The following is a 25,618-nucleotide window of genomic DNA, read 5'->3' as shown; positions in this document are numbered from 1 at the left end:
TCGCTTCTGGACTGAGTGGAGCGGGGGAGCGAAGCGGAGGAGCGGAGGGAGGGAAGAAGCGAGCTTGCAGGGCCACGAACCGCCCGGAGCGAAGCGGAGGGCAGAAAATACTGTTCGTTGCGTCGCACTACGGTGGTGTGCATAGGGGGTCACCGGCTCACACGCTAGGTTCTTTGGCGTGGGGTCGGACGCGGCACTGGGAGACGAAATGAACGCATCGGCAGTGAGCGATGAGAGCACCGTGGTGGCGGGGGTGGATCTCGGCGATCCCGAGCTTGCGGCAACCGTGCGTAAGGGTCTGGTCGAGGTCGAGGACCTGCTGATCAAGGAGCTGTCCGACGGCGAGGAGTTCCTGCAGGAGGCTGCGCTGCATCTGGCCAAGGCCGGCGGCAAGCGTTTCCGTCCGCTGTTCACCATTCTCACCGGTCAGCTGGGCCCGCAGCCCACCAGTCCGGATCTGATCATCGCGGGCACCGTGGTGGAGCTGGTGCATCTGGCCACCCTCTATCACGACGACGTCATGGACGAGGCCTCCATGCGCCGCGGCGCACCCAGCGTGAACTCGCGCTGGGGCAACAGCGTCGCGATCCTGGCCGGCGACTACCTTTTCGCGCACGCCTCGCGCCTGGTCTCCACCCTCGGCCCCGACGCGGTGCGGATCATCGCCGAAACCTTCGCCGAGCTGGTCACCGGCCAGATGCGGGAAACCATCGGCGCCAGGCAGTCTCAGGATCCGGTCGAGCACTACCTGCGCGTGGTGTGGGAGAAGACCGGGTCGCTGATCGCCGCGGCGGGCCGATTCGGCGGCACCTTCTCCGGCGCGGACCTGGACCACGTGGAGCGGCTGGCCCGCCTCGGCGACGCGGTCGGCACCGCCTTCCAGATCTCCGACGACATCATCGACATCTCCTCGGTGTCCGAGCAGTCGGGCAAGACCCCGGGCACCGATCTGCGCGAGGGCGTGCACACCCTGCCGGTGCTCTACGCGCTGCGCGAGGAGGGCGCCGAGGGCGACCGCCTGCGCAAGCTGCTGGCCCGCCCGCTGGAGACGGACGCCGAAGTCGCCGAGGCCCTGGAGCTGCTGTCCCGCTCGCCCGGCATGGTCCTGGCCAAGGAGAAGCTGCGGGGTTACGCCGATATCGCGCACGCGGAACTGGCCGCGCTGCCGGGCGGTCCCGCGAACGAGGCGCTCGAGCAGCTGGTTCGTTACACGATCGAACGAGTTGGTTAGCGGGGAACTTCCACCCCCGTCTCTATCGTTGATCCGGTGTGAAGGTGATCGGCGAGCGGTGCCCGGCGGCCCGGCCGATCTGCCGTGACAACAGGTAGAAACGCCGGGTCCGTCCCGTTTTCGGGGCGTATTCGTCCGCACCACACGCGAATCGGACAGGCAGCGGCTCTCAGCCCGGCGCTGAAGTCGCGGAGAGGCGGAAAAGTGCACACGCACGGATATGCGAACGGCCTCAAGACGTTCGGACTCCTGGTGGGAATGTCGGCGTTGATCGTGTTCGCCGGAGCCATGTTCCGCAGCCCGACGATCCTGATTCTGTCGATCGTGCTGGCGGTGGGCATGAACGCCTACGCCTACTTCAACAGCGACAAACTGGCCCTCAAGGCCATGCACGCGCAACCGGTGACCGAACTCGAGGCGCCGGCCATGTACCGCATCGTGCGTGAATTGGCCACGGCCGCAAGACAACCCATGCCGCGGCTGTACATCAGCCCGACCAACGCGCCCAATGCCTTCGCCACCGGCCGCAGTCCCCGCCATGCCGCGGTCTGCTGCACCACCGGCATCCTGTCGATCCTGGACGAGCGCGAACTGCGCGCGGTCCTGGGCCACGAGCTCTCACACGTCTACAACCGCGACATTCTGATCTCGTCGGTGGCGGGCACACTCGCCGCGGTGATCTCGGGCCTGGCCAACCTGGCCTTCTTCGCGAGCGCCTTCGGTGGGCGCGGCAATGGCGAAGGGCCGAATATCATTGGCGTGCTGCTGGTTTCGCTACTCGGACCGATCGCGGCCTCGCTGATCAAGCTGTCCGTCTCGCGCTCTCGCGAGTATCAGGCGGATCAGGACGGCGCGGCCCTCACCGGCGACCCGCTGGCGCTCGCCTCGGCCCTGCGCAAACTGGAACGCGGCGTACAGGCCGCTCCGCTGCCCGCTGAGCCGCAATTGACCGCGCAGTCGCATCTCATGATCGCCAACCCGTTCCGGGCCGGTGACAAGATGGCGCGCTGGTTCTCCACGCACCCCCCGATGGCCGATCGCATCGCCCGCCTCGAAGAGATGGCGGGCCCACCCGCCTCCCCGGGAATGTAGCGCCCGGCCGAGAGCCGTCGCAGGTCCCGTCGCGTGCCCGCGGTCGGGTACATCCCGAATGCTGGATGTACCCGGTGAGTTACCCGCATCTCACGAAATCAGTTGCTCAGCGGTAGTTGACGAACTGCAGGGCCAAGTCCAGATCGGCGTTCTTCAGCAGCGAGATGACGGCCTGCAGGTCGTCGCGGTTCTTGCTGGTGACGCGCAGTTCCTCGCCCTGGATCTGCGCCTTGACCGACTTGGGGCCCTCGTCGCGGATCTTCTTGGCGATCTTCTTGGCGTTCTCCGAGGAGATGCCCTGCACCAACTCGCCTGTGATCTTGTACACCTTGCCCGAGGCGACCGGTTCGCCGGCGTCGAAGGCCTTGAGCGAGATGTCGCGGCGAATCAGCTTCTCCTTGAACACCTCCAGCGCGGCCTTGACGCGATCCTCGGCATCGGCGGTGAGAACGATCTTCTCCTCGCCCGACCAGTCGATGCTCGCGTTCATGCCGCGGAAGTCGTAGCGGGTGCTCAACTCCTTGGCGGCCTGGTTGAGGGCGTTGTCGACCTCCTGGCGATCGACCTTGCTGACGACATCGAACGACGAATCGGCCACGCTTGTGCTCCTGTCCAAGATCGGAAGATTCCGGTGCTTTCCCGCGACGACGCTAGCCGGTCCGCAACCGCGATAGCCAGCCGGTTTGCGTTCAGGGCATGGGTTCGTTGTATTCTCGTCCAGCACCGAATGCGGCGCACGGCAGATTGCCCGAGCGGCCAATGGGAGCGGACTGTAAATCCGTCGGCGAAAGCCTACGTAGGTTCGAATCCTACATCTGCCACACCGAAGAGCCCTGTGGACCAACTGTCCACGGGGCTCTTCTTGTTTGCCTCCGCTTCGCTGCGGCGGGTTCGTGGCCCTGTCAGCTCGCTTCTTCCCTCCCTCCGCTCCTCCGCTTCGCTCCCCCGCTCCGCTCAGTCCAGAAGCGAGCCGGGCCACGAACTTGGGGGAGGGGGTTCAGTGGAATGCACGCGGTCGAGCAGCTGCGCGGACGGGCGTTGGTTCAGTGGCTGAGGGGCTGGGCGACCGCGGGTGCTCAGCGTTGAGGTGGGGGGTGTGGGGGATTGGGAGAAGTGGGCCCAAAACTGGTTCTGACCAGCCGGTTTGGAGAGTGGGCGACATGTTGTGTAATCTCGTTCAAGTCTTCAGCGCTCCGGCCTGGTCCGGTGCGAGACAGACACGCCCCCTTAGCTCAGTCGGTAGAGCGTTTCCATGGTAAGGAAAAGGTCAACGGTTCGATTCCGTTAGGGGGCTCGCCGGATTGCCGGTGGTGAACGCCTCGGCACTCCATGAATGACCGGGCCGGTTACACCGTCGATCTCGCTACCATATGGCGGTGTAGCTCAGCTGGTAGAGCAAACGACTCATAATCGTTGTGTCGCCGGTTCAAGTCCGGCCATCGCTACCCATACTGATTGACCCTCTGGTTTACCGGAAAGAAGGAAAATCGTGGCCGCGAAGTCCACCGATGTCCGGCCGAAGATCACCTTGGCCTGTGAACAGTGCAAGCATCGTAACTACATCACCAAGAAGAACCGGCGTAACGACCCGGATCGGCTGGAACTGAAGAAGTTCTGCCCGAACTGCGGCACCCACCGGGCGCACCGCGAATCTCGCTAACTTGACCCCGCGCGATCTGCCGCGTGGAAGAAGTGCCGGAACGGCCGGCCACTTCGTCCCCACTTGCTAGGGACAGTGGCCTCCGAACCGGCACTTGGTGTATTAAGCGGTGGTTAGCGCTCCTCGGACTTCCGGATACGGAGTCAGATAGGTGATGTCCTGCCGTGACGATCAACACCGACATTTCTCTCGAATCGGACGAGCTCACGAGCTCGGCTGAGGCCTTCGACCCCGCCGCCCACGCCGCGGCCATGGTCGGCCATCACTACCGCGTCGAAGACTATTACGAGGTCGGACGCGAGAAGGTGCGTGAGTACGCCCGCGCCGTGCAGGACTACCACCCCGTGCACTGGGACGAGGACGTCGCCCAGGAGTACGGCTACGACGGTCTCCTGGCCCCGCTCAGTTTCATCTCCCTGGTCGGAATTCTGGCCCAGCGCAAGCTCTTCGAGCAGATCGTCACCGGCTACGACCTCAGCCAGATCATGCAGACTGATCAGATCCTGGAGTTCCATCGGCCGATCAAGGCCGGCGATCAGCTCACCTGCATCGTCTACCTGCACTCGTTCCGCCAGGCCTTCGGCGGCGACATCATCGTCACCAGGAACGACGTGGTCGCGCAGAACGACGAGCTGGTGCTCACCACCTACACCACCCTCATCGGCCGCAGCGGCGGTGACATCGATCCCAATATCGGTGACGCTGTGCGCAATGTGCTCATGCACGGCGTCGGCCCGGAGGAGACCCCCGATCACCGACCGCGCACCGTGCAGGAGGCCCAGGCCGTCCTGACCCCGCAACCGGTGGCCGTGGCCGCCACCAACGGCGCGATCCGCCCGAGCAAGCACGCCATCGGTTTCGAGGACGTCACCGTCGGCGATGTGCTCCCCACTCGGGTCGTGCGCCTCACCCGCGGTGATCTGGTGAACTACGCCGGCGTCTCCGGCGATGCCAACCCGATCCACTGGAGCGACGACGTCGTGAAGATGGTCGGCCTGGAAAACGTTGTCGCGCACGGCATGCTGACCATGGGCCTGGGTGGCGGCTTCGTCACCTCCTGGCTCGGCGATCCGGGTGCGGTGAAGGAGTACAACGTGCGCTTCACCAGCCCCGTCTACGTCCCCGTCGACAAGCCCGCGGAGATCGAATACACCGGCAAGGTGAAGTCGGTCGATCCGGACACCCGCACCGCCGTGGTGGCCATCGTGGCGAAGTCGGAGGGTCGCAAGATCTTCGGTCGCGCGACCGCAACGGTGCAGCTGGCCTGAGTTTCCGGCCCTTTCCTTCGCACGTGCAGGGCTCGACCCCCGATTGGCGATTGCCGCGTCCAGTACCGTAGACTCGTCAATCTGGGGTCACCAGCCGATGCGCGCTGCTCACAGGAGCGGCGCGCGCGTTTGTGAAGACCAGGTTGTATAACTGAATGCATAGTGGCTGGATCTGTTTTCTCTGTTCAGCCGAAGGGGCGTAGCTCAACTGGCAGAGCAGCGGTCTCCAAAACCGCAGGTTGCAGGTTCAAGTCCTGTCGCCCCTGCCCCAATGCCAGCGACGAGAGAGGATCGACGTGAGCGACGAGCGGGACCCTCGCCACGAAGATGGCGATGACACCGCCGCAGTGGCTCGTCCGAGCGGTAAGCGTTCCGCCCGGCGATCTCGAGCCGCATCGTCGTCCGCGGCATCCGTCGCGACGATCGATCGGCCCGCGGCATCGGCCAAGGCGACGAAACAGTCCGGTAAGAAGAGCGGAACGGGAAACCCGTTCAAGCGCCTGATGAAGTTCCTCAAAGAAGTAATCGCGGAACTTCGCAAGGTGATCTGGCCGAACCGCAAGCAGATGATCACCTATACGACCGTTGTCCTGGTGTTCGTGATCTTCATGGTCGCGTTCATCAGCGGGTTGGATCTGGCGTTCATCAAGGGTGTCAACTGGCTGTTCGGCTAGCGCAAAGGATTACGTGACGACTAAGGAAGCGAGTGCCCCAGTGAGCACCCCGGAGAACGGCATCACCGACGAAATCCAGATCGACGACACAGCGGACGAAGCCGCCGTGGAGGTCGAGGACTCGGTGGACGCCGAATCCGTGGACGCTGAGGACTCCGTGGATACCGAGGCCGTCGAGGTCTCCGTGGACACCGACGCCGCGGCCGACACCGAAGAGTCCGATCCCGTGCAGCCGGCCGCCGAGCTCACCGATATCGCCGCCGAGCCGCTGGACCCGGTCGCCGAGATGACCGCGGCCCTGCGCCGCGCCCCCGGTGACTGGTACGTCATCCACTCCTACGCCGGGTACGAGAACAAGGTGAAGACCAATCTCGAGACCCGCGTGCAGAACCTCGGTCTCGAGGACTACATCTTCCAGGTCGAGGTTCCGACCGAAGAGGTCACCGAGATCAAGAACGGCCAGCGCAAGAACGTCAATCGCAAGGTGCTGCCGGGTTACATCCTGGTCCGCATGGAGCTGAACGACGAGTCCTGGGGCGCCGTTCGCAATACTCCCGGCGTCACCGGCTTCGTCGGCGCGACCTCGCGTCCGTCGCCGCTGTCCATCGCCGATGTGGTGAAGTTCCTGGTTCCGGCCGCGCAGCAGAAGAAGGCTCCGGCCGCCGCTGCCTCGGGCTCGGGCGACTCCACCGGCGAGTCCACCGTCGCCAAGCCGACCATCGAGGTCGACTTCGAGGTCGGCGAGTCGGTCACCGTCATGGACGGCCCGTTCGCCACCCTCCCGGCCAGCATTTCCGAGGTCAACGCCGAGCAGCAGAAGCTCAAGGTGCTGGTCTCGATCTTCGGTCGTGAGACTCCCGTCGAGCTGGGCTTCACCCAGGTCGCCAAGATTTGAGCGGATCGAGGCGGTGACGTCGGCCAATGGGCCGGTGTCACCGCCTTTTTCGTGTCCGCGTAGACTTGCCGGGTTGCGCCTGCGCTTCGGCCGTGTTTTCACCTCGAATGCACCTGCCGAGCATTCCGGGCGCACATCCCGGATAAGTGCTTACGGGAATCCGTAAGGAACCTAACCAAGGAAAAAAGATGCCCCCGAAGAAGAAGAAGGTCTCTGGGCTTATCAAGCTCCAGATCCAGGCCGGTGCCGCTAACCCGGCCCCGCCGGTCGGCCCCGCGCTGGGTCAGCACGGCGTGAACATCATGGAATTCTGCAAGGCGTACAACGCGGCGACCGAGTCGCAGCGCGGCAACGTCATCCCGGTCGAGATCACGGTCTACGAAGACCGCTCGTTCGACTTCAAGCTCAAGACGCCGCCCGCCGCGCGTCTGCTGCTGAAGGCCGCCGGTGTGCAGAAGGGCTCCGCCGAGCCGCACCGCCTCAAGGTCGCGCAGGTCACCATGGACCAGGTCCGTGAGATCGCCAAGACCAAGCAGGAAGATCTGAACGCCAACGACATCGACGCCGCGGCGAAGATCATCGCTGGTACTGCTCGTTCGATGGGTATCACCGTCGTCTGAGTGATCGAGAGGGTCGAGTAGCCGCCGACGGCGGTGCCGACATCCGATCAGTGGGAGGGACGGCCAGTCCCTGTAACCACTTCTGAACTTACGAACAGGACAGAGAATCATGGCAAAACGAAGCAAGGCTTATCTCGAGCAGGCCGCCAAGGTCGATCGCGATGCGCTGTACTCCCCGCTCGCCGCGGCGAAGCTCGCCCAGACGACCGCCACCACCAAGACCGACGCGACCGTCGAGGTCGCCGTTCGTCTCGGCGTGGATCCCCGCAAGGCGGACCAGATGGTTCGCGGCACGGTCAACCTGCCGCACGGCACCGGTAAGACCGCCCGCGTCATCGTGTTCGCCGTCGGCGACAAGGCCGCCGAGGCCGAGGCCGCCGGCGCCGACGCCGTGGGCGCCGAGGACCTGATCGAGCGCATCCAGGGCGGGTGGCTGGACTTCGACGCCGCCATCGCGACCCCGGATCAGATGGCCAAGGTCGGTCGTATCGCTCGTGTGCTGGGCCCGCGCGGCCTGATGCCGAACCCGAAGACCGGCACCGTCACCCCCGATGTGACCAAGGCCGTCAACGACATCAAGGGCGGCAAGATCAACTTCCGCGTCGACAAGCAGGCCAACCTTCACTTCGTGATCGGCAAGGCCTCCTTCGACGACAAGAAGCTGGCGGAGAACTACGGCGCCGCGCTGGACGAGATCCTGCGTGTCAAGCCCTCCACTGCGAAGGGCCGCTACGTCAAGAAGGTGACGTTCTCGACGAACACCGGACCGGGCATCCCGGTGGATCCGAACCGCACCCGCAACTTCACCGAAGAGGACTGAGTCTTCTTCGCTGACTTGCGTAGCAACGCATGAAGCCCGAAGGGCCGGTACGGATTTCGTGCCGGCCCTTCGTCATGTCTCGTCGCCGGCGCGCTGCCTCTCGCGGGCGTCCGGCTGTGCCCGCGTTCACTTCCCGCACCCCGTTTTGGCAGATGGGCGGGTGTTCGGCTATGGTGGACAACGGTCATCGACGCTTGCGTTCGAGGATCACCCAATCGATCTACCGAAGACCGTTGGTCGCTGCCGCGAGGCAGTCGAAGGTCCAGCAATATTGCTGGCGACCCACGCAGGGAGAGCCGAGTCGGGAAGAGTATGCGAGTTTCGCTCGTGTTTCCTTCACGCCCCGGGACCACTCTGCGGTCCGGGGCGTTTGCTTTATCGCTGGCCCCTGGCGCGATCGGTAGTTCATTTCAGAACCGACCATCCAGAGAGGAGGCGAAGTATGGCAAACCCCGAGAAGGTCACCGCGGTAGCGGAGATCACGGAGCAGTTCAAGACCTCGACGGCCACTGTTGTCACGGAATACCGTGGCCTGTCGGTCACCAAGATCACCGAGCTGCGTCGTGCGCTCGGCGCGGGCACCACTTACTCCGTCGCCAAGAACACCCTGGTCAAGCGTGCCGCCGCTGAGGCGGGCGTGGAAGGCCTGGATGACTTGTTCGTCGGTCCGACCGCCATCACCTTCATCAAGGGTGAGCCGGTCGACGCCGCGAAGGCGCTCAAGGCTTTCGCCAAGGACAACAAGGCGCTGATCATCAAGGGCGGCTACATGGACGGCGTTGCGCTGTCCGTGGCCGAAGTTGAGCGGATCGCCGACCTGGAGTCCCGCGAGGTCCTGCTGGCCAAGCTGGCCGGCGCCATGAAGGGCAACCTGTCGAAGGCCGCGGCGCTGTTCGCAGCCCCCGGCAACCAGGTCGCTCGGCTGTTCGCGGCCCTCGAGGAGAAGAAGGCGAACGAGGGTGGCGCTGCCGCTCCCGCCGCCGAGGCTCCCGCGGCCGACGCCGAATAAGTCACTACCCCAAACCTCTTCGTCGCCGCTCGCGCGGCGATGAAACCATCGAAAGGAAACATCAATGGCTAACGTTGACGAGCTGCTCGAAACCTTCTCCGGCATGACCCTGCTCGAGCTCTCCGAGTTCGTGAAGGCGTTCGAGGACAAGTTCGAGGTCACCGCTGCCGCTCCGGTCGCCGTCGCCGCCGCGGGCGCTGCCCCGGTCGAGGCCGCCGAAGAGCAGGACGAGTTCGACGTCGTCCTCGAGGGCGCCGGCGACAAGAAGATCCAGGTCATCAAGGTCGTTCGCGAGATCGTCTCCGGCCTGGGCCTGAAGGAAGCCAAGGACCTCGTCGAGAGCGCTCCGAAGGCCATCCTGGAGAAGGTCGCCAAGGACGCGGCCGAGGCTGCCAAGGCCAAGCTCGAAGAGGCCGGCGCCAAGATCAGCATCAAGTGATCTGACGCCGGGGGATTCCCCGGCTGATCCGAGGGTCTCCGGACCCGCGGAGATGATCTACGAAAAGGGCGGTTCCCGTTGGGGGACCGCCCTTTTCGCATTTCCGAATCTTGTGATATTCCCGTGATCGAAGGACGCGCGAAACACTTTCTACCGACCAGTCAGGTCCCGGTGTCCGAGACGGGTTTCATGCGATACAGTGGCCCAACCTACTGTGACGCGCCACACCGCGCGTAATCGGTGCTGTTTTGCCGAAATGAAGGCGCGCTGCGGTAGGACGCTCGTCGGAAAAATTGTGGAGGTTGGCGTGGGCGTCGAGGTCAGGACCGAAAGCATCACCAAGTCGTTCGGTTCGCAACGAATTTGGCAGGATGTCAGCCTGACTCTGCCTCCCGGGGAAGTCAGCGCGTTGCTCGGCCCCTCGGGTACCGGTAAGTCGGTCTTTCTGAAGTCCCTGATCGGTCTGCTGCGTCCCGAGCGCGGCTCCATCTATATCGATGGCACCGATATCACCACCTGCTCCAACAAGGAGCTCTACGAGATTCGCAAGCTGTTCGGCGTCTTGTTCCAGGACGGCGCGCTGTTCGGCTCGATGAACCTGTACGACAACGTGGCGTTCCCGTTGCGCGAGCACACCAAGAAGAGCGAATCCGACATCAAGAAGATCGTCATGGAGAAGCTCGAGCTGACCGGTCTGCTCGGTGCGGAAGGCAAGCTCCCGGGTGAGATCTCCGGCGGTATGCGCAAGCGCGCCGGCCTGGCCCGCGCCCTGGTGCTCGACCCGCAGATCATCCTCGTCGACGAGCCGGACTCCGGTCTGGACCCCGTCCGCACCACGTACCTGTCGCAGCTGCTGATCGACATCAACGCGCAGATCGACGCGACGATCCTGATCGTCACGCACAACATCAACCTGGCTCGTATCGTGCCGGACAACATCGGCATGCTTTTCCGCCGTCAGCTGGTCATGTTCGGCCCGCGCGAGGTGCTGCTCACCTCGGAGGAGCCGGTGGTCAAGCAGTTCCTCAACGGCCGCATGCAGGGTCCGATCGGCATGTCCGAGGAGAAGGACGAAGCCCAGATGGCCCGCGAGCAGGCCATGTTCGACTCCGGTCACTCCGACGGCGGCGCCGAAGAGGTCGAGGGCATCATCCCGCAGATGAAGGCGCAGCCGGGTATGCCGGTGCGCCAGGCGGTGTTCCGTCGCCGCGAGCGCGTGCGTCAGGTTTTGCACACGCTGCCGCCCGCCGCGCAGGAGGCCATCCGCGAGTCTCTGGAGTCCAATGGCGACGCCGACACGCAGGTGATTCCCGCCTACCAGGGCACCTATGACACGACGGTTCGACAGAACCTAACTAACGGGTAACATACGCGGCGTGAATCAAACCCTGACGCGGCTGCGCACCCCGGTCGAGTCGGGACTTGCCCAGGCGGGCAACATCTTCGCACTCCTCCTGGACGTGATTCGCAAGACGTTCCGCAAACCGTTCCAGTGGCGGGAATTCATCGAGCAGTCGTGGTTCATCGCGAGTGTCTCGATCCTTCCCGCCGCTCTGGTGGCAATCCCGTTCGGCGCCGTGGTGGCCCTGCAGACCGGCTCGCTCATCAAGCAGCTCGGCGCGGAGAACTTCACCGGCGCGACCAGTGTGCTGGCGACCGTCCAGCAAGCGGCCCCGGTGGTGACCGCGTTGATCATCGCCGGCGCCGCCGGATCGGCCGTAGCGGCCGACCTCGGCTCCCGGACCATCCGTGAAGAGATCGACGCCATGGAGGTCCTCGGCATCGATCCGATCCAGCGCCTGGTGGTGCCCCGGGTGCTCGGCATGATGTTGGTGGCGCTGCTGCTCAACGGCCTGGTGTCGGTCGTCGGCATCGCCGGTGGATATTTCTTCAACGTGGGACTGCAGGGCGGTACCCCCGGTGCCTACCTCGCTTCCTTCTCCGCTCTCGCGCAAACCGCGGACCTGGTGATCGGCGAGATCAAGGCCTTGATATTCGGACTCGTGGCAGGCGTCATCGCCGCCTACAAGGGTCTGCATCCCAAGGGGGGCCCGAAAGGAGTAGGTGAAGCGGTGAACCAGTCCGTGGTGATCACGTTCCTGGTGTTGTTCTTCCTGAACTTGGTGTTGACCCTGATCTATCTTCAGGTCATCCCGGCCAAGGGCGCGTGATTCATGGTCGTTTCACAGCGCTCCACCGTTCTCTCCCGGTCGGCGCGCCGGGTGACCGGCGCGTTCAGAGCCCCGGTGAGCCTGGTCGACAAGGCCGGGGACCAGATGTCCTTCTATTCGCGGGCCATCGGCTGGATTCCGCGGACCTTCCTGCACTACCGCAAGGAGGTCATGCGGCTGCTGGCCGAGGTGACCTTCGGCTCGGGCGCGCTGGCCGTCATCGGCGGCACCATCGGCGTCATCGTGTTCATGTCGGCGTCCGTGGGTGTGGTCGTCGGTCTGCAGGGCTTCAAGGCCCTGGACGCCCTCGGTTCCGGTGTGCTCACCGGCTTCCTGACCGGGTACATCAACACTCGTGAACTCGCGCCCCTCGTTGCGGCGCTGGCGCTTTCGGCCACGGTCGGCTGTGGATTCACGGCCCAGCTCGGCGCGATGCGGATCTCCGAGGAGATCGACGCGCTCGAGGTGATGGCCATTCCGTCGGTGCCGTTCCTGGTGAGCAGCCGCGTCATCGCCGGATTCCTCGCGGTGATCCCGCTGTACGTGGTCGGCCTGCTGGGCACCTACGGCGCGTCTCGATTGATCAGCATCTATTTCAACGGACAATCGAGTGGTTCCTACGACCACTATTTCAGTCTTTTCCTACCACCTGAAGACGTGCTCTATTCGTTCGTGAAAGTGCTCGTCTTCGCGTTCGTGATCATTCTCGTGCACTGCTATTACGGCTATAACGCCACCGGCGGTCCGGCCGGTGTCGGCGTGGCCGTGGGTCGCGCCGTGCGTGCGGCGATCGTGCTGATCAACGTCTTGGACTTCTTCCTGAGCCTCGCGATCTGGGGCACTACGACGACGGTGCGGGTGGCCGGATGAGCAATACGCAGCGGGTGCAGTTTTGGCGATCTACCGAGAAACTGCGGAACCGCACCCTCGGCCTGCTCTTTTTCGTGTTGGTCGCGCTGTTCCTCTATACGACCATCGCCATCTACAACAAGCAGTTCACCGATACGGTCCGGGTCAATCTGATCACCGATACCGTCGGCAACGCGCTCACCCGCAATGCCGACGTGAAGGTGCGCGGGGTCAATGTCGGCGAGGTGCGCTCGAGCACCTACGACGGCAAGAACGTCACCTTGGATCTGGCCATCGACCCGGCCAAGGCGGACAAGATTCCGTCGAACGTCACCGCGCGACTGCTGCCCAAGACCCTGTTCGGTGAGCGCTACGTCGATCTCACCTGGCCGGAGCAGCCCAGCGGGCACCTGACCGAGGGCATCACCCTGCATCAGGACACCAGCGGGCACGCCATCGAGGTCAGCCAGCTGCTCGATCACATCATGCCGCTGCTGCAGGCGATCCCGCCGCAGTATCTGGCCTCCACGCTGGGCGCGGTCTCGCAGGCGCTGCAGGGCCAGGGCGAGGAACTCGGCAAGACGATCGACCGGCTCGACACCATCTTCACGCAGGTGAACGCGGAAATGCCGACGCTGCAGGAGGATCTGCGCACCTTCGCCGATTTCGCCGACATCTACAGCGATGCCGCGCCGCAGCTGGTGGACGCGCTGGACAACCTGCGCACCACCAACGCCACCATCGTGCAGAAGCGTTCGCAGATCGACACCATGCTCGCGGTGCTGACCCCGAGCGCCTCGACCACCGCGGACTTCCTGCTCGCCAACCGCGACAACATCATCGACGTGGCCGCGGATTCGCGTCCGGCGCTCGAGGCGCTGGCGAAGTACTCGCCCGGCTACACCTGCGCGCTGAAGAACTTCGCGCAGCTCAAGCCGCGCATCGACGACATCTTCGGCAAGGGCACCGATCTGCCGGGTTCGCGCGTGACTGTCGAGATCGTGAACCCGCGCGGCCGCTACGTCCCGAACCAGGACGAGCCGCGCTGGTTCGATTCCCGCGGGGCGATGTGCGTCCCGGAGTACCCGCTGACCGTGGACCCGGGCCAGTACACGAACGGTTCCGGGAACGACGGCTCCTACCAGCCGCCCAGCCGGAATCCGGGTGATCAGGCCATCGGCCTGCAGCCCGAACCGCAGTACAAGGTGTACGGGCCCTACCCGTCCACGACCGCCGGATCCCCACAGGAGCAGCAGGCTTTGGGTGCCATCTACGGTGCGGCCTATGGCGTTTCACCCGACGACGTGCCCAGCTGGGTCACCCGCATCGCGGCCCCGGCCTACCGCGGCAGCGAGGTGAGCATCCGATGAAGGATCTGCTGCGCGGCCTCGGCGGCACGCTGACCAAACTGATCGTCTTCATCGTGGTGACGGTCTTCCTGACCGGCATGCTGGCGCTGACGATCGCGAACTACGGCGGCGGCGGCACCAAGTTCAATGCCCGTTTCTCCGATGTGACCTCGCTGAACAACGGTGACGAGGTCCGCATCGCGGGTGTGCGCGTCGGCAAGGTGACCAAGGTGTCCATCGTGGACCGGAACCTGGCCAACGTGGAATTCGAACTGACGGACCGCAATTCGCTGCCCGCGTCGACCACCGCGACCATCAAGTACCGGAACCTGGTGGGGCAGCGGTACATCGCGCTCGATCAGGGCACCGGTCAGCAGGGTCGCAAGATGAACAAGGGCGCGACGATTCCGCTCGAGCGCACCAAGCCGGCGCTGAATCTGAACGAGCTGTTCAACGGCTTCCGGCCGCTGTTCCAGACATTGACTCCCGATGACGTGAACAAGCTGTCCTACAACATCATTCAGGTGTTCCAGGGCGAGGCGGGCACGATCAAGGACCTGGTGTCGAACACCGCGTCGCTGACGAACAAGATCGCCGACAAGGACGCCGTGATCGGTGAGGTCGTCAAGAACCTCAATGCGGTGCTGGACGCGGTGAACGCGCGCGACGGGCAGCTCGATCAGCTCATCGTCAATACCGAGGCGCTGGTGAGCGGCCTGAACGCCGAGCGCGGCACCATCGGCCAGGCGGTCTCCTCGCTGGGCGATCTGGCCTCGGCCACCGCGGACCTGCTGGTTCCGGTCCGGCCGAACCTGCAGGGCGCCATCGCGGGCCTGAACCAGCTGACCGGCTCGCTCAACGCCCGCAAGGACGAGGTCGACGAGGGCCTGACCAATCTGCCTATCAAGATGGACAAGCTGGGCCGCGCCGCCTCGTACGGCTCTTGGTTCCAGTTCTACCTCTGCGGCATCGACATCATCGCCGGACCGGGCACCGCGGACGCACCGCAGCTGAACCTGCCCCCGGCCATCCAGAACATGCCGACGGTGAATCAGCCGATCTACACCAATCCGGCCCCGCGCTGCCATGGGAAGGGAGGCCGCTGATGGACGACCGCGTAGTGCTCGGCAAGCGCAGTCCCGCGTTCATGGGCGGTCTGGGACTGCTCATGGTCCTGCTCATCACCATGTCCGCGTTCAGCCTGGACAAGCTGCCCATCCTCGGGGCCGGCACCAAGTACACCGCCGAATTCTCCGAGGCCGCCGGCCTGAAGAAGGGCAACGAGGTCCGCATCGCCGGCGTGAAAGTCGGTGCGGTGCAGGATGTTCGGCTCGACGGTGACAAGGTGCTCGTCGACTTCCGCACCAAGGACGCCTGGATCGGCAACGAGACCAGCGCGTCCATCCAGATCAAGACGCTGCTCGGGCAGAAGTACCTGGCGCTGGATCCCAAGGGCAGCGAGCCCGCGAATCCGGACAAGGTGATCCCGCTCTCGCGCACCGTGTCCCCGTACGACGTGGTGGACGCCTTCAGCGATGCCGCCAAGAGCGTCGAGGACACCAACACCGATCAGCTCGCGCAGAGCATGCGGGTGCTCTCGCAAGCGTTCTCGGGCACCGCGCCGGAGATCCGCAATTCCATCGACGGCGTGAGCCGCCTGTCGGAGTCGCTGGCCAAGCGGGACGATCAGCTGGTCAAGCTGTTCGCCGCGACCAAGAAGACCTCGCAGGTGCTGGCCGATCGCAATGCCGAATTCGAACGGCTGCTCGGCAACGGCGGGCAACTGCTCGCCGAACTGAACGTGCGCCAGACCGCGATCTCGCAGCTGCTCTCGGGCGCGAAAACCGTTGCGGCGGAACTGACCGCGCTGGTGCAGGACAACGAGGCGCAGATCGGTCCGGCGCTGACCGATCTGAACAAGACGATCGACATCCTGAACTCGCATCAGGCCGACATCTCCAAGACGCTGACCCTGGCCGCGCCCTTCTACGGTCTGTACTCCAACGTGCTGGGCAACGGCCGCTGGTTCGACGCGGTGATCACCAACCTGATCCCGCCGGCCCTGCCGGACATCCCGGGTGACCGTCCGCCGATCCGAAAGATGGGAGGCTGACTGTGGCGAAGAATCCGCTCACCGCTCTGCGGGCTTCCAGCCCCAAGAGCAAGATCATCGCGACAGTGGTCGTCCTGGCGGTCGTACTCGCCGGGCTCGGCTGGTGGGGGTTGGGCAAGCTCAACACCACCACGATCACCGCGTACTTCGACAGGTCCGTCGGCATCTACGAGGGTTCGGACGTCCGCATCCTGGGCGTGCCCGTGGGACATGTGGACTCGGTGACGCCGGAGGGCGAGCAGGTCAAGGTCGTCATGTCCGTCGACCGCCGCTACGACATCCCCGCCGACGCCAAGGCCGCGCAGATCACCCCGTCCGTGGTGTCGGACCGGTACATCCAGCTGGCCCCGGCCTACCGGGGCGGCCCGAAGATGGGGCGCGAGGCCACCATCCCGAAGGACCGCACGGCCACCCCGGTCGAGGTGGACCGGCTGTACAAGAGCATCACCGAACTCGCCGATTCGCTGGGCCCCAACGGAGCCAACAAGGACGGCGCGCTCAACGAACTCGTGCGCACCACCTCGGACAACCTGTCCGGCAACGGCGAGGCGCTGGGCAACAGCTTCACACAGCTGTCCAAAGCGGCCAAGGCCCTGTCGGATTCGCGCACGGACATCTTCGACACGGTGAAGAACCTGCAGGCGTTCGTGCAGATGCTGGCCGAGAACGACTCGCAGGTAAGGGAATTCAACTCCCAGCTGTCCTCGCTCGCGGGCTTCCTGTCCGGTGAGCGGCAGAACCTCGGCGACGCGCTGAACCTGCTGTCGGTCGCGCTCGGCGACGTGGCCCGGTTCGTGGACAACAACCGGGAACTGGTGCAGTCCAACGCCGAAGCGCTGACCTCGCTGACCCAGACCCTCGCCGATCAGCGCGACGATCTGGCCAAGGCGCTGCCGCTCATCCCGACCGCGCTGAGCAATCTGATCAACGTGCACAACGGTGAGACCGGCACGCTGGACATGCGTCCCAACATCACCGAGCTGCAGGACCCGTTCGGTGCCATCTGCAAGATGCTGGACCTGGGCAAGCTGCGGCCGGGTGATGAGAAGTTCGAGGCCATCTCGCGTCAGCTCGGGCCGATCCTGAACAACTGCAAGATCATCACCGATCAGCTCACCGCGGGCGTGAAGACGCCGTCGCTGGTGCTGCCGTTCGGCATCCTCAGCGGTGAGAACGAACAGCGCAATGTCGCACCGGGCACCGTCCCGGGCGTGCCGTCCGATCAGCAGCCGCCGTCGCAGCAGGAGGGTGGACAGCGATGAGGATCATCCGAATCGCGGCCGCCGCCACGTCTCTGACCGTGGTGGTGCTCGCCTCGGGCTGTGGATTCAGCGCGACCGACATCCCGCTGCCGGGCGGCCCCGACGTGGGCTCGCACCCGATGAAGGTCGACATCCAGTTCGCCGATGTGCTGGACCTGGTCCCGCAGTCGGCGGTGAAGGTGGACGGCGTCTCGGTCGGGCGGGTCGACAAGATCAAGCTCACCCCCGACGGCTGGACCGCCAGCGTCGAGACCGTGCTGAACTCCGACGTCGACCTCCCCGCCAACGCGCGGGCCGAGGTGAAGCAGACCAACCTGCTCGGCGAGAAGTTCATCCAATTGTCCGCTCCCGCAAACGATGCCGATGCGGCGCGCCTGAAAGACGGCGCGACGATCAGGGTCGAGAACACCCGCACCGCCACCGAGGTGGAGCAGGTGCTCGGGGCCCTGTCGCTGCTGCTCAACGGCGGCGGCGTGGCTCAGTTGCAGCCCATCGTGGTGGAGCTGAACAAGGCCCTGGACGGTCGCGACAACAAGGTGCGTTCACTGCTCGAGCAGGCGAACACGCTGATCGGTGGCCTCGACGACCAGGTGAACGACATCACCCGCGCCCTGGACGGATTGGACAAGCTCAGCAGCCGGGTCGGTCAGCAGACCGAGCAGATCGGCAAGGTGCTCGACGAGCTGCCGCAGGGCATCAAGATCCTGAACGAGCAACGGCCGCAACTGATCGCGCTGCTCGCGCAGCTGGATCGCGTGGGCCAGGCCGGTTTCGACGTGCTGAACCACTCCAAGGACAACCTGATCACCGACCTCAGCTCGCTGCGGCCGACCCTGCAGGAACTGGGCAAGTCCGCGGACGATCTGGTGACCGCGTTCCCGCTGATCCCGACGTACCCGTTCCCGGACGAGGCGATCAAGTCCGCGTTCGGCGGTCAGGTGAACACCTGGCTGGCGGTGGACCTCGAGGTCGGCACGCTGCTGTCGAATCTCGGTGTGGGCAAACCGGATCCGGTGTATCTGCCGCCCGCGGGCCATCAGGTGCCGGTCGATCCGAGTAACCCGTACTACAACGGCAACGGCCCGCGCGGTGGCTGGCCCACCGTCTCGCTGCTGCCGCTGCCGCCGACCGTGGTGCGCCCGACCGGGCAGCCCGGACCGACCGATCCCCTGGGAACCATCCTCGAACAGCTGGGAGTGGGTGGTCCGCGATGAGCCGTCTGGTACGCAACCAGCTGATCTTCTTCGTGATCATCGCCGTGCTCGGCGTCGCGTTCGTCGGCGCCAAGTACGTGCGCGTGGACAATATGCTCGGCTTCGGCCTGTACCGGGTCAAGGTGACGATGGCCGAGACCGGCAATCTGTCCAAGGGCGCCGAGGTCACCTACCGCGGCGTCCCGGTCGGACGGGTCAGCGATCTGGACATCACCTCCGACGGCGTGATCGTCACCCTGGACATGGACTCCGGTGCGCCGAAGGTGCCCGCGAACGCCAAGGCCGTGGTGGCCAACCGTTCGGCCATCGGTGAGCAGTACATGGATCTGCAGCCCTCGGCCGCGGGTTCGCCGTACCTGAAGGACGGCTCGGTCATCGACGGCGCGCAGGTGCCGATCCATGTCGAGGATCTGCTCGGCAGCGTCGATCACTTCGCGAGCACCACCGATCTGGCGGCGCTGAGCACCACGGTCACCGAACTGGGCAAGGCGCTGGACGGTCGCGGCGGTGATCTGCAGGTGCTGCTGGACTCGCTGAACAAGTTCACCGCCACCGGCGTGGACGCGCTGCCGCAGACCATCGCCCTGATCAAACAGGCGCGCACGGTGCTGGGCACCCAGTCCGAGCAGGGCCCCGCGATCCGGAACTTCAGCGACGGCCTGGACAAGCTGACCGCTCAGCTCAAGTCGAGTGATCCGGATATCCGCCGGCTCATCGGCACCGGCACCGAGGCGGGCGATCAGCTGCAGCGCCTGCTGAACGAGAGCGGTCCGGCCCTGACCCAGGACCTGACCAACCTGCGTCTGCTGCTGCACACCATCTCGCCGAAGTTCTACGCGCTCGGCCCGGTGCTGCAGATGCTGCCGCTGCTGTCCATCGGTGGCTCGGCCACCGCGCCCGGCGACGGCACCACCCACTTCGGCCTGGTGCTCGAGACCAACAACCCGCCCGCCTGCACCATCGGTTACGAGGGCACCCAGCGCATCATCGATCAGATGAAGGCGCAGAACCCGAATTTCGACGACACCCGCGACGACTTCCCGTTCAACACCGACGCGAAATGCCTTGCCCCGCAAGGCAGTGAGTCGTCGGTGCGCGGTGGTGAACGCGCCGAACTGGCCGATCCCAGCGTCGTGCAGCCGTGGGACAGCACCCCGAAGCGGGATCCCGAGAAGCTCAATCTGAACCCGGTCGCGACTCAGCTGGCGACGCTCATGGGCGTCACCACCAAGTGAGCTCGCGCGGAGAGGAAAGTATGGTGGCGGCGTGAGCCAGCAAAAGGACAGCGAACAGGGGGCGAGCCTCGGGCAACCGGCCGGTGAGCCGGCACCCGAGACGACCCCTGCATCGGATCCCACCACTGGTTCCGCGAGCGCCGCCGAGGGTGTCGCCGACGCCGTCGAGCGCGACGCCGACGCCGTCTCCGATGTCCCGACCGGTGAAAAACCCGTCGCGATTACGAAGAATTCGGATGGGCGCCGGAAGAAATCCGGTGACGACGCCGACTCCGGTAAGTCGACCGGAACCGATCGCTCCGCGAAAGCTGCTGCGGGCGAACCGGTTTCGCCGGAATCGCAGACCCGTAAGGCGGTGACCGCGGGCTCGATCGCCCTGCTGGCCATCGCCGCGGTGGCCGCCGCCTGGTTCGGCGGCACCTGGATCGTCGGCGGTCTGATGAACGACCGCCCGCGCGCCCAGGCTCGCGACGCCGCGATCACCGATGCCCGTCAGGCCGCGGTGAATCTGATGTCCATCAATCCGGACGATATCGACGGCTCACTGGCGAACATCCGGTCATCCATGACCGGTGACCTGCTCAAAGACCAGGTCGCGGGCCAGGATCAGCTGCGGCAGACCGCACAGGACTCCAAGACCCGGATCGACGCCTCGGTCGAGGGCATCACGCTGACCGGGCTCAACAGCGAGCTCGATCACGCCTCCGCCTTCGCGGTGCTGAAGATCAACCGCACCTGGCCCGGCGGCCAGCCCGCCAGCTTCCGGCAGCTCTGGACGCTGGACCTGGTCAAACAGGACGGCACCTGGAAGGCCGAGAAGGCCCAGAACCTGGGCGAACCGGTCGAACTCGGCTCGGGCACGGCGCCCCAGACCGGAGCGCCCCAGACCGGCGCCCCGCAGACCCAGCAGCCCGGCAACTAGGAGGGGAGCGATCATGGCCAACCGACGCCCACCCGTCAATCGCGTCACCTCGAAGCGCCGTCCGGCTGCCGCGCGCGGTTCCGCGTCGCGCACCACGGCCGCGGACCTCCGCACCGGTGACAGCACCCGCACCACCGAGACCACCACCCGGGCTCAGCGGCCCGGTACGACCGCCCAGCGCGGCCCCAGCTCGACCAAGGGCGCCGCGAAGGCGCCGGGTGTCGAACCCCGCACGCCCGGCCGGTTCTGGCGTACCTGGCGGACCGCCATCGTGTGCGGCGTCGCGGCCCTGCTGCTCGCGGTGTTCGCCGTGGTCGCGGCCTTCGGTCCGGGCGTCGACGACGGCAACGCCGCCTACGTCGACAACAAGGCCACCGACGAGGTGAAGGCCGCCGGCGACAACGCGCTGACGATGCTCTACGGCTACAAGGCCAAGGACATCGACAAGTGGAAGGACGAGGTCGGCTCGGTCCTGACCACGCAGATGCGCAAGGACCTCGACAAGTACATCGGCACCGTGGTCAGCAGCATCAAGCAGGCCCAGACCGATACGCAGGTGAAGACCGATCCGATCGGGGTGACGCTGCTCACCGACGACCGCGCCGAACTGCTGGTCAATCTCAACGTGGCCACCGTCCAGGACGGCAAGCCGACCCCGCTGGTTTCGGGCCCGATCCTGCTGCACATGGAGAAGGTCGACGGTCGCTGGCTGGCCTCGGAGATCACCGATAAGTGACCTGTGACCGGCCCGGACCGCGTATAAGGGCCAGTCGGTACGGTGATCTTGTACTGGGGCAGGCGATCTCGCGTTTGTCAACTCGTGCCGCCACTTGACGACTTTCGTCCGACCCGTCACGCTATTCACAACAGCGGCGGCTGTCACAGGGGATCAGACGCCGATGCGGGCTCTACGGAACGCAGCCAGCGAATGCCGAGAGACCGGTCGGTGGACGGTGATGACATCGCCGCGGACACGCTTCGGCGCGTTAGCCCTCCCGGGCATGCCACGGGTGGTACTTTGACACCCCCGTAGGTTTGGGTGTAGTTTTGGACGTTGCGCTGGCTGCCTCCTGTCCATACCTTGATCGCATCACGAAAGTTCACCCTTCCGGTGTTACTTCCGTTGCTTGCTGTTCGGGTTTCGTTCGGGCTGTAACCAGCGGAATTCGTAGCAGACAAGCGACGGTCGCGGACCACCACGCGACGCGCGTGAGGTGCTGGAAGGACGCATCTTGGCAGTCTCCACCCAGACCAAGGCCGGTATCCCCGGAGCCCCGAAGCGGGTGTCTTTCGCGAAGATCAGGGAGCCTCTCGAGGTCCCGGGTCTTCTCGATCTACAAACCGATTCATTCAACTGGCTGATCGGTTCATCGGGATGGCGGGAGCTCGCGTCTTCGCGCGGCGACGTCAGCCCGGTGGGTGGCCTCGAGGAGGTGCTCGAGGAGCTCTCGCCGATCGAGGACTTCTCCGGTTCCATGTCGTTGTCCTTCTCCGACCCGCGCTTCGAAGAGGTCAAGGCCTCCATCGAGGAGTGCAAGGACAAGGACATGACCTACGCGGCGCCGCTCTTCGTCACCGCGGAATTCATCAACAACAACACCGGTGAGATCAAGTCTCAGACGGTCTTCATGGGTGATTTCCCGATGATGACCGACAAGGGCACGTTCATCATCAACGGCACCGAGCGCGTCGTCGTATCGCAGCTGGTCCGTTCGCCGGGCGTGTACTTCGATGACACCATCGACAAGAGCACCGAGAAGACGCTGCACAGCGTCCGGGTGATCCCGTCGCGTGGCGCGTGGCTCGAGTTCGACGTCGACAAGCGCGACACCGTCGGTGTGCGCATCGACCGCAAGCGCCGCCAGCCGGTCACCGTGCTGCTGAAGGCTCTGGGCCTGACGTCGGAAGAGATCGTGGAGCGCTTCGGCTTCTCCGAGATCATGATGTCGACCCTGGAGAAGGACAGCACTCCGGGCCAGGACGAGGCCCTGCTGGACATCTACCGCAAGCTGCGTCCGGGCGAGCCGCCGACCAAGGAGTCGGCGCAGACCCTGCTGGAGAACCTGTTCTTCAAGGAGAAGCGCTACGACCTGGCCCGCGTCGGCCGCTACAAGGTCAATAAGAAGCTGGGCCTGAACCTCGGCGAGCCGATCACCAATTCGGTGCTCACCCGCGAGGACATCGTCTCCACCATCGAGTACCTGGTGCGCCTGCACCAGGGCGATCGCACCATGACCGCCCCCGGCGGCTCCGAGGTGCCGGTCGGCGTGGACGATATCGACCACTTCGGCAACCGTCGCCTGCGTACCGTCGGCGAGCTGATCCAGAACCAGATCCGGGTCGGTCTCTCGCGTATGGAGCGTGTCGTGCGTGAGCGCATGACCACTCAGGACGTCGAGGCCATCACGCCGCAGACGCTGATCAACATCCGTCCCGTCGTGGCCGCGATCAAGGAGTTCTTCGGAACCTCGCAGCTGTCGCAGTTCATGGACCAGAACAACCCGCTCTCGGGTCTGACCCACAAGCGCCGTCTGTCGGCGCTGGGCCCGGGTGGTCTGTCCCGTGAGCGCGCCGGTCTGGAAGTTCGCGACGTCCACCCGTCGCACTACGGCCGCATGTGCCCGATCGAGACCCCGGAAGGCCCGAACATCGGCCTGATCGGTTCGCTGTCGGTGTACGCGCGGGTCAACCCGTTCGGCTTCATCGAGACCCCGTACCGCAGGGTCGCCAACGGCCAGGTCACCGACGAGGTCAAGTACCTCACCGCTGACGAGGAAGACCGCCACATCCGCGCCCAGGCGAACTCGCCGGTCGACGCGGACGGCAACTTCCTCGAGCCGAAGGTCCTCGCTCGCAAGGGCAACGAGGAAATGGAATACGTCGACGCGCAAGAGGTCGACTACATGGACGTCTCCCCGCGCCAGATGGTGTCGGTCGCGACCGCCATGATTCCGTTCCTCGAGCACGACGACGCCAACCGCGCCCTGATGGGCGCGAACATGCAGCGTCAGGCCGTGCCGCTGGTCCGTTCCGAGTCGCCGCTGGTCGGCACCGGTATGGAGCTGCGCGCCGCCGTCGATGCCGGTGACGTCGTGGTCAACCAGAAGCCCGGTGTGGTGGAAGAGGTTTCGGCCGACTTCATCACCGTCATGCACGACGACGGCACCCGCCGCTCGTACCGCATGCGCAAGTTCGAGCGCTCGAACCAGGGCACCTGCGCCAACCAGCGTCCGATCGTGGACGAGGGCATGCGCGTGGAGACCGGTCACGTGCTCGCCGACGGCCCCTGCACCCAGAACGGTGAGATGGCCCTGGGCAAGAACCTGCTCGTGGCGATCATGCCGTGGGAGGGCCACAACTACGAGGACGCGATCATCCTGTCGCAGCGCCTCGTGGAGGATGACGTGCTCACCTCGATTCACATCGAGGAGCACGAAATCGACGCGCGCGACACCAAGCTGGGCGCGGAGGAGATCACCCGGGACATCCCGAACGTCTCCGACGAGGTCCTGGCCGATCTCGACGAGCGCGGCATCGTCCGCATCGGCGCCGAGGTCCGTGACGGCGACATCCTGGTCGGCAAGGTCACCCCGAAGGGCGAGACCGAGCTGACCCCCGAGGAGCGCCTGCTGCGCGCCATCTTCGGTGAGAAGGCTCGCGAAGTTCGCGACACCTCGCTCAAGGTGCCCCACGGTGAGTCCGGCAAGGTCATCGGCGTGCGCGTGTTCTCGCGTGACGACGACGACGATCTGCCTCCCGGCGTGAACGAGCTGGTGCGCGTCTACGTGGCGCAGAAGCGCAAGATCCAGGACGGCGACAAGCTCGCCGGCCGGCACGGCAACAAGGGTGTCATCGGCAAGATCCTTCCGCAGGAAGACATGCCGTTCCTCCCGGACGGCACCCCGGTCGACATCATCCTGAACACCCACGGTGTGCCGCGTCGTATGAACATCGGTCAGGTGCTGGAAACCCATCTGGGTTACATCGCCAAGACCGGCTGGCAGGTCGAGGGTTCGCCCGAGTGGGCCAAGAACCTGCCGGAGGAGATGCTCGGTCAGCCCGCTGATACGAACATCGCCACCCCGGTGTTCGACGGTGCCCGCGAGGAAGAGCTGACCGGCCTGCTCGGTTCGACGATTCCGAACCGCGACGGCGAGAAGATGATCGACGACAACGGCAAGGCGGTGCTGCTCGACGGCCGCTCCGGCGAGCCGTTCCCGTACCCGGTCTCGGTCGGCTACATGTACATCCTGAAGCTGCACCACCTGGTGGACGACAAGATCCACGCGCGTTCGACGGGTCCGTACTCGATGATCACGCAGCAGCCCCTCGGTGGTAAGGCCCAGTTCGGTGGTCAGCGCTTCGGTGAAATGGAGTGCTGGGCCATGCAGGCCTACGGCGCCGCCTACACCCTGCAGGAACTGCTCACCATCAAGTCCGACGACGTGGTCGGCCGCGTGAAGGTCTACGAGGCCATCGTCAAGGGCGAGAACATCCCGGAGCCGGGCATTCCGGAGTCGTTCAAGGTTCTGCTCAAGGAACTTCAGTCGCTCTGCCTGAACGTCGAGGTGCTGTCCTCGGACGGCGCCGCGATCGAAATGCGCGATGGCGATGATGAGGACCTGGAGCGCGCTGCGGCGAACCTGGGCATCAACCTGTCCCGCAACGAGGCTGCGACGGTCGACGACCTGGCGCAGTAAGAGCGATCGGTCCGGGTGCGTGATCCGGTAGTCACCGAATCACGCACCCGGGCGGACCTTTTCGAGCGACCCGTAAGCAGTCGCTACGAGACGGA

General features: G+C 65.2%; 23 protein-coding genes and 4 tRNA genes. 26 read left to right on the top strand and 1 reads right to left on the bottom strand.

Translation table 11 applies throughout. The features are described 5' to 3' along the window. Positions 1–208 precede the first annotated feature (208 nt). Positions 209–1,231: a polyprenyl synthetase family protein gene (locus NJ1_RS28865; protein WP_067700093.1), complete on the top strand. Its 1,023-nt coding sequence runs from the start codon at positions 209–211 to the stop codon at positions 1,229–1,231. Between the two features lie 204 nt (positions 1,232–1,435). Next, positions 1,436–2,323, top strand: coding sequence for a zinc metalloprotease HtpX (gene htpX, locus NJ1_RS28860; protein WP_084478954.1), 888 nt, complete (start codon positions 1,436–1,438; stop codon positions 2,321–2,323). A 106-nt stretch (positions 2,324–2,429) separates the two neighbouring features. Here htpX and NJ1_RS28855 read toward each other — a convergent pair whose 3' ends face one another. After that, a complete protein-coding gene (locus NJ1_RS28855) occupies positions 2,430–2,921 on the bottom strand; it encodes a YajQ family cyclic di-GMP-binding protein (RefSeq protein ID WP_067700090.1) in 492 nt (163 codons plus the stop codon). Positions 2,922–3,061: 140 nt separating this feature from the next. Here NJ1_RS28855 and NJ1_RS28850 point away from each other — a divergent pair. The 24 genes from NJ1_RS28850 to rpoB all read left to right on the top strand — a co-directional run bounded on the left by NJ1_RS28850 (position 3,062) and on the right by rpoB (position 25,523). After that, positions 3,062–3,144 (top strand) — tRNA-Tyr (locus NJ1_RS28850). 400 nt (positions 3,145–3,544) lie between these two features. Continuing rightward, a tRNA-Thr gene (locus NJ1_RS28845) sits at positions 3,545–3,617 on the top strand. 78 nt (positions 3,618–3,695) lie between these two features. Beyond that, a tRNA-Met gene (locus tag NJ1_RS28840) sits at positions 3,696–3,768 on the top strand. Between the two features lie 44 nt (positions 3,769–3,812). Beyond that, positions 3,813–3,983, top strand: a complete 171-nt coding sequence (gene rpmG / locus NJ1_RS28835; protein WP_011211653.1) for a 50S ribosomal protein L33 — start codon at positions 3,813–3,815, stop codon at positions 3,981–3,983. 164 nt (positions 3,984–4,147) lie between these two features. Then, positions 4,148–5,251 (top strand): fused (3R)-hydroxyacyl-ACP dehydratase subunits HadA/HadB, encoded by a 1,104-nt coding sequence (locus NJ1_RS28830; protein WP_422615791.1) that lies wholly within the window; start codon positions 4,148–4,150, stop codon positions 5,249–5,251. A 193-nt stretch (positions 5,252–5,444) separates the two neighbouring features. Beyond that, positions 5,445–5,517, top strand: a tRNA-Trp gene (locus NJ1_RS28825). A 30-nt stretch (positions 5,518–5,547) separates the two neighbouring features. Then, on the top strand, positions 5,548–5,925 hold the full coding sequence (secE, locus tag NJ1_RS28820) for a preprotein translocase subunit SecE (RefSeq protein ID WP_067700087.1): 378 nt from the start codon (positions 5,548–5,550) through the stop codon (positions 5,923–5,925). A gap of 40 nt (positions 5,926–5,965) precedes the next feature. Beyond that, a complete protein-coding gene (nusG, locus tag NJ1_RS28815; RefSeq protein WP_067700084.1) occupies positions 5,966–6,820 on the top strand; it encodes a transcription termination/antitermination protein NusG in 855 nt (284 codons plus the stop codon). A gap of 188 nt (positions 6,821–7,008) precedes the next feature. Then, on the top strand, positions 7,009–7,440 hold the full coding sequence (gene rplK, locus NJ1_RS28810; RefSeq protein ID WP_067700081.1) for a 50S ribosomal protein L11: 432 nt from the start codon (positions 7,009–7,011) through the stop codon (positions 7,438–7,440). Between the two features lie 109 nt (positions 7,441–7,549). Then, a complete protein-coding gene (gene rplA / locus NJ1_RS28805) occupies positions 7,550–8,260 on the top strand; it encodes a 50S ribosomal protein L1 (protein WP_067700078.1) in 711 nt (236 codons plus the stop codon). 442 nt (positions 8,261–8,702) lie between these two features. Further along, entirely contained in the window at positions 8,703–9,269 is a 567-nt protein-coding gene (gene rplJ, locus NJ1_RS28800; protein WP_067700075.1) for a 50S ribosomal protein L10, read from the top strand. A gap of 64 nt (positions 9,270–9,333) precedes the next feature. Further along, the gene (gene rplL / locus NJ1_RS28795) at positions 9,334–9,708 is read left to right on the top strand and encodes a 50S ribosomal protein L7/L12 (protein ID WP_067700072.1); all 375 of its coding nucleotides are present in this window, start codon (positions 9,334–9,336) and stop codon (positions 9,706–9,708) included. A 256-nt stretch (positions 9,709–9,964) separates the two neighbouring features. Next, the gene (locus NJ1_RS28790; protein WP_067700069.1) at positions 9,965–11,074 is read left to right on the top strand and encodes an ABC transporter ATP-binding protein; all 1,110 of its coding nucleotides are present in this window, start codon (positions 9,965–9,967) and stop codon (positions 11,072–11,074) included. A gap of 10 nt (positions 11,075–11,084) precedes the next feature. Beyond that, entirely contained in the window at positions 11,085–11,879 is a 795-nt protein-coding gene (locus tag NJ1_RS28785; protein ID WP_067700066.1) for an MlaE family ABC transporter permease, read from the top strand. 3 nt (positions 11,880–11,882) lie between these two features. Beyond that, positions 11,883–12,749, top strand: a complete 867-nt coding sequence (locus tag NJ1_RS28780) for an MlaE family ABC transporter permease (RefSeq protein WP_067700063.1) — start codon at positions 11,883–11,885, stop codon at positions 12,747–12,749. Next, the gene (locus NJ1_RS28775; protein WP_067700060.1) at positions 12,746–14,098 is read left to right on the top strand and encodes an MCE family protein; all 1,353 of its coding nucleotides are present in this window, start codon (positions 12,746–12,748) and stop codon (positions 14,096–14,098) included. The genes NJ1_RS28780 and NJ1_RS28775 overlap by 4 nt, the downstream gene beginning before the upstream one ends. Beyond that, positions 14,095–15,183, top strand: a complete 1,089-nt coding sequence (locus tag NJ1_RS28770; RefSeq protein ID WP_245717623.1) for an MCE family protein — start codon at positions 14,095–14,097, stop codon at positions 15,181–15,183. The genes NJ1_RS28775 and NJ1_RS28770 overlap by 4 nt, the downstream gene beginning before the upstream one ends. After that, positions 15,183–16,190 carry an MCE family protein gene (locus NJ1_RS28765; protein WP_067700057.1) on the top strand — a complete coding sequence of 336 codons (1,008 nt, stop codon included), beginning with the start codon at positions 15,183–15,185 and terminating at the stop codon, positions 16,188–16,190. The genes NJ1_RS28770 and NJ1_RS28765 overlap by 1 nt, the downstream gene beginning before the upstream one ends. Then, positions 16,187–17,452: an MCE family protein gene (locus NJ1_RS28760; RefSeq protein ID WP_157574298.1), complete on the top strand. Its 1,266-nt coding sequence runs from the start codon at positions 16,187–16,189 to the stop codon at positions 17,450–17,452. The genes NJ1_RS28765 and NJ1_RS28760 overlap by 4 nt, the downstream gene beginning before the upstream one ends. Then, on the top strand, positions 17,449–18,666 hold the full coding sequence (locus NJ1_RS28755) for an MCE family protein (protein WP_067700051.1): 1,218 nt from the start codon (positions 17,449–17,451) through the stop codon (positions 18,664–18,666). The genes NJ1_RS28760 and NJ1_RS28755 overlap by 4 nt, the downstream gene beginning before the upstream one ends. Then, complete coding sequence (locus NJ1_RS28750) at positions 18,663–19,901, top strand: MCE family protein (protein ID WP_067700048.1); 1,239 nt, start codon at positions 18,663–18,665, stop codon at positions 19,899–19,901. Before NJ1_RS28755 ends, NJ1_RS28750 begins: the two co-directional genes overlap by 4 nt. A 31-nt stretch (positions 19,902–19,932) precedes the next feature. Further along, positions 19,933–20,823 carry a hypothetical protein gene (locus NJ1_RS28745; RefSeq protein ID WP_067700045.1) on the top strand — a complete coding sequence of 297 codons (891 nt, stop codon included), beginning with the start codon at positions 19,933–19,935 and terminating at the stop codon, positions 20,821–20,823. A gap of 13 nt (positions 20,824–20,836) precedes the next feature. Then, the gene (locus tag NJ1_RS28740; RefSeq protein ID WP_067700042.1) at positions 20,837–21,559 is read left to right on the top strand and encodes a hypothetical protein; all 723 of its coding nucleotides are present in this window, start codon (positions 20,837–20,839) and stop codon (positions 21,557–21,559) included. Between the two features lie 478 nt (positions 21,560–22,037). Next, positions 22,038–25,523, top strand: a complete 3,486-nt coding sequence (gene rpoB, locus NJ1_RS28735; RefSeq protein WP_067700039.1) for a DNA-directed RNA polymerase subunit beta — start codon at positions 22,038–22,040, stop codon at positions 25,521–25,523. Positions 25,524–25,618: the final 95 nt, after the last annotated feature.

This window comes from Nocardia jejuensis NBRC 103114, from assembly GCF_001613145.1.
GTDB classification, from domain to species: domain Bacteria; phylum Actinomycetota; class Actinomycetes; order Mycobacteriales; family Mycobacteriaceae; genus Nocardia; species Nocardia jejuensis.
This window is presented reverse-complemented; position numbering and strand designations above follow the sequence as displayed.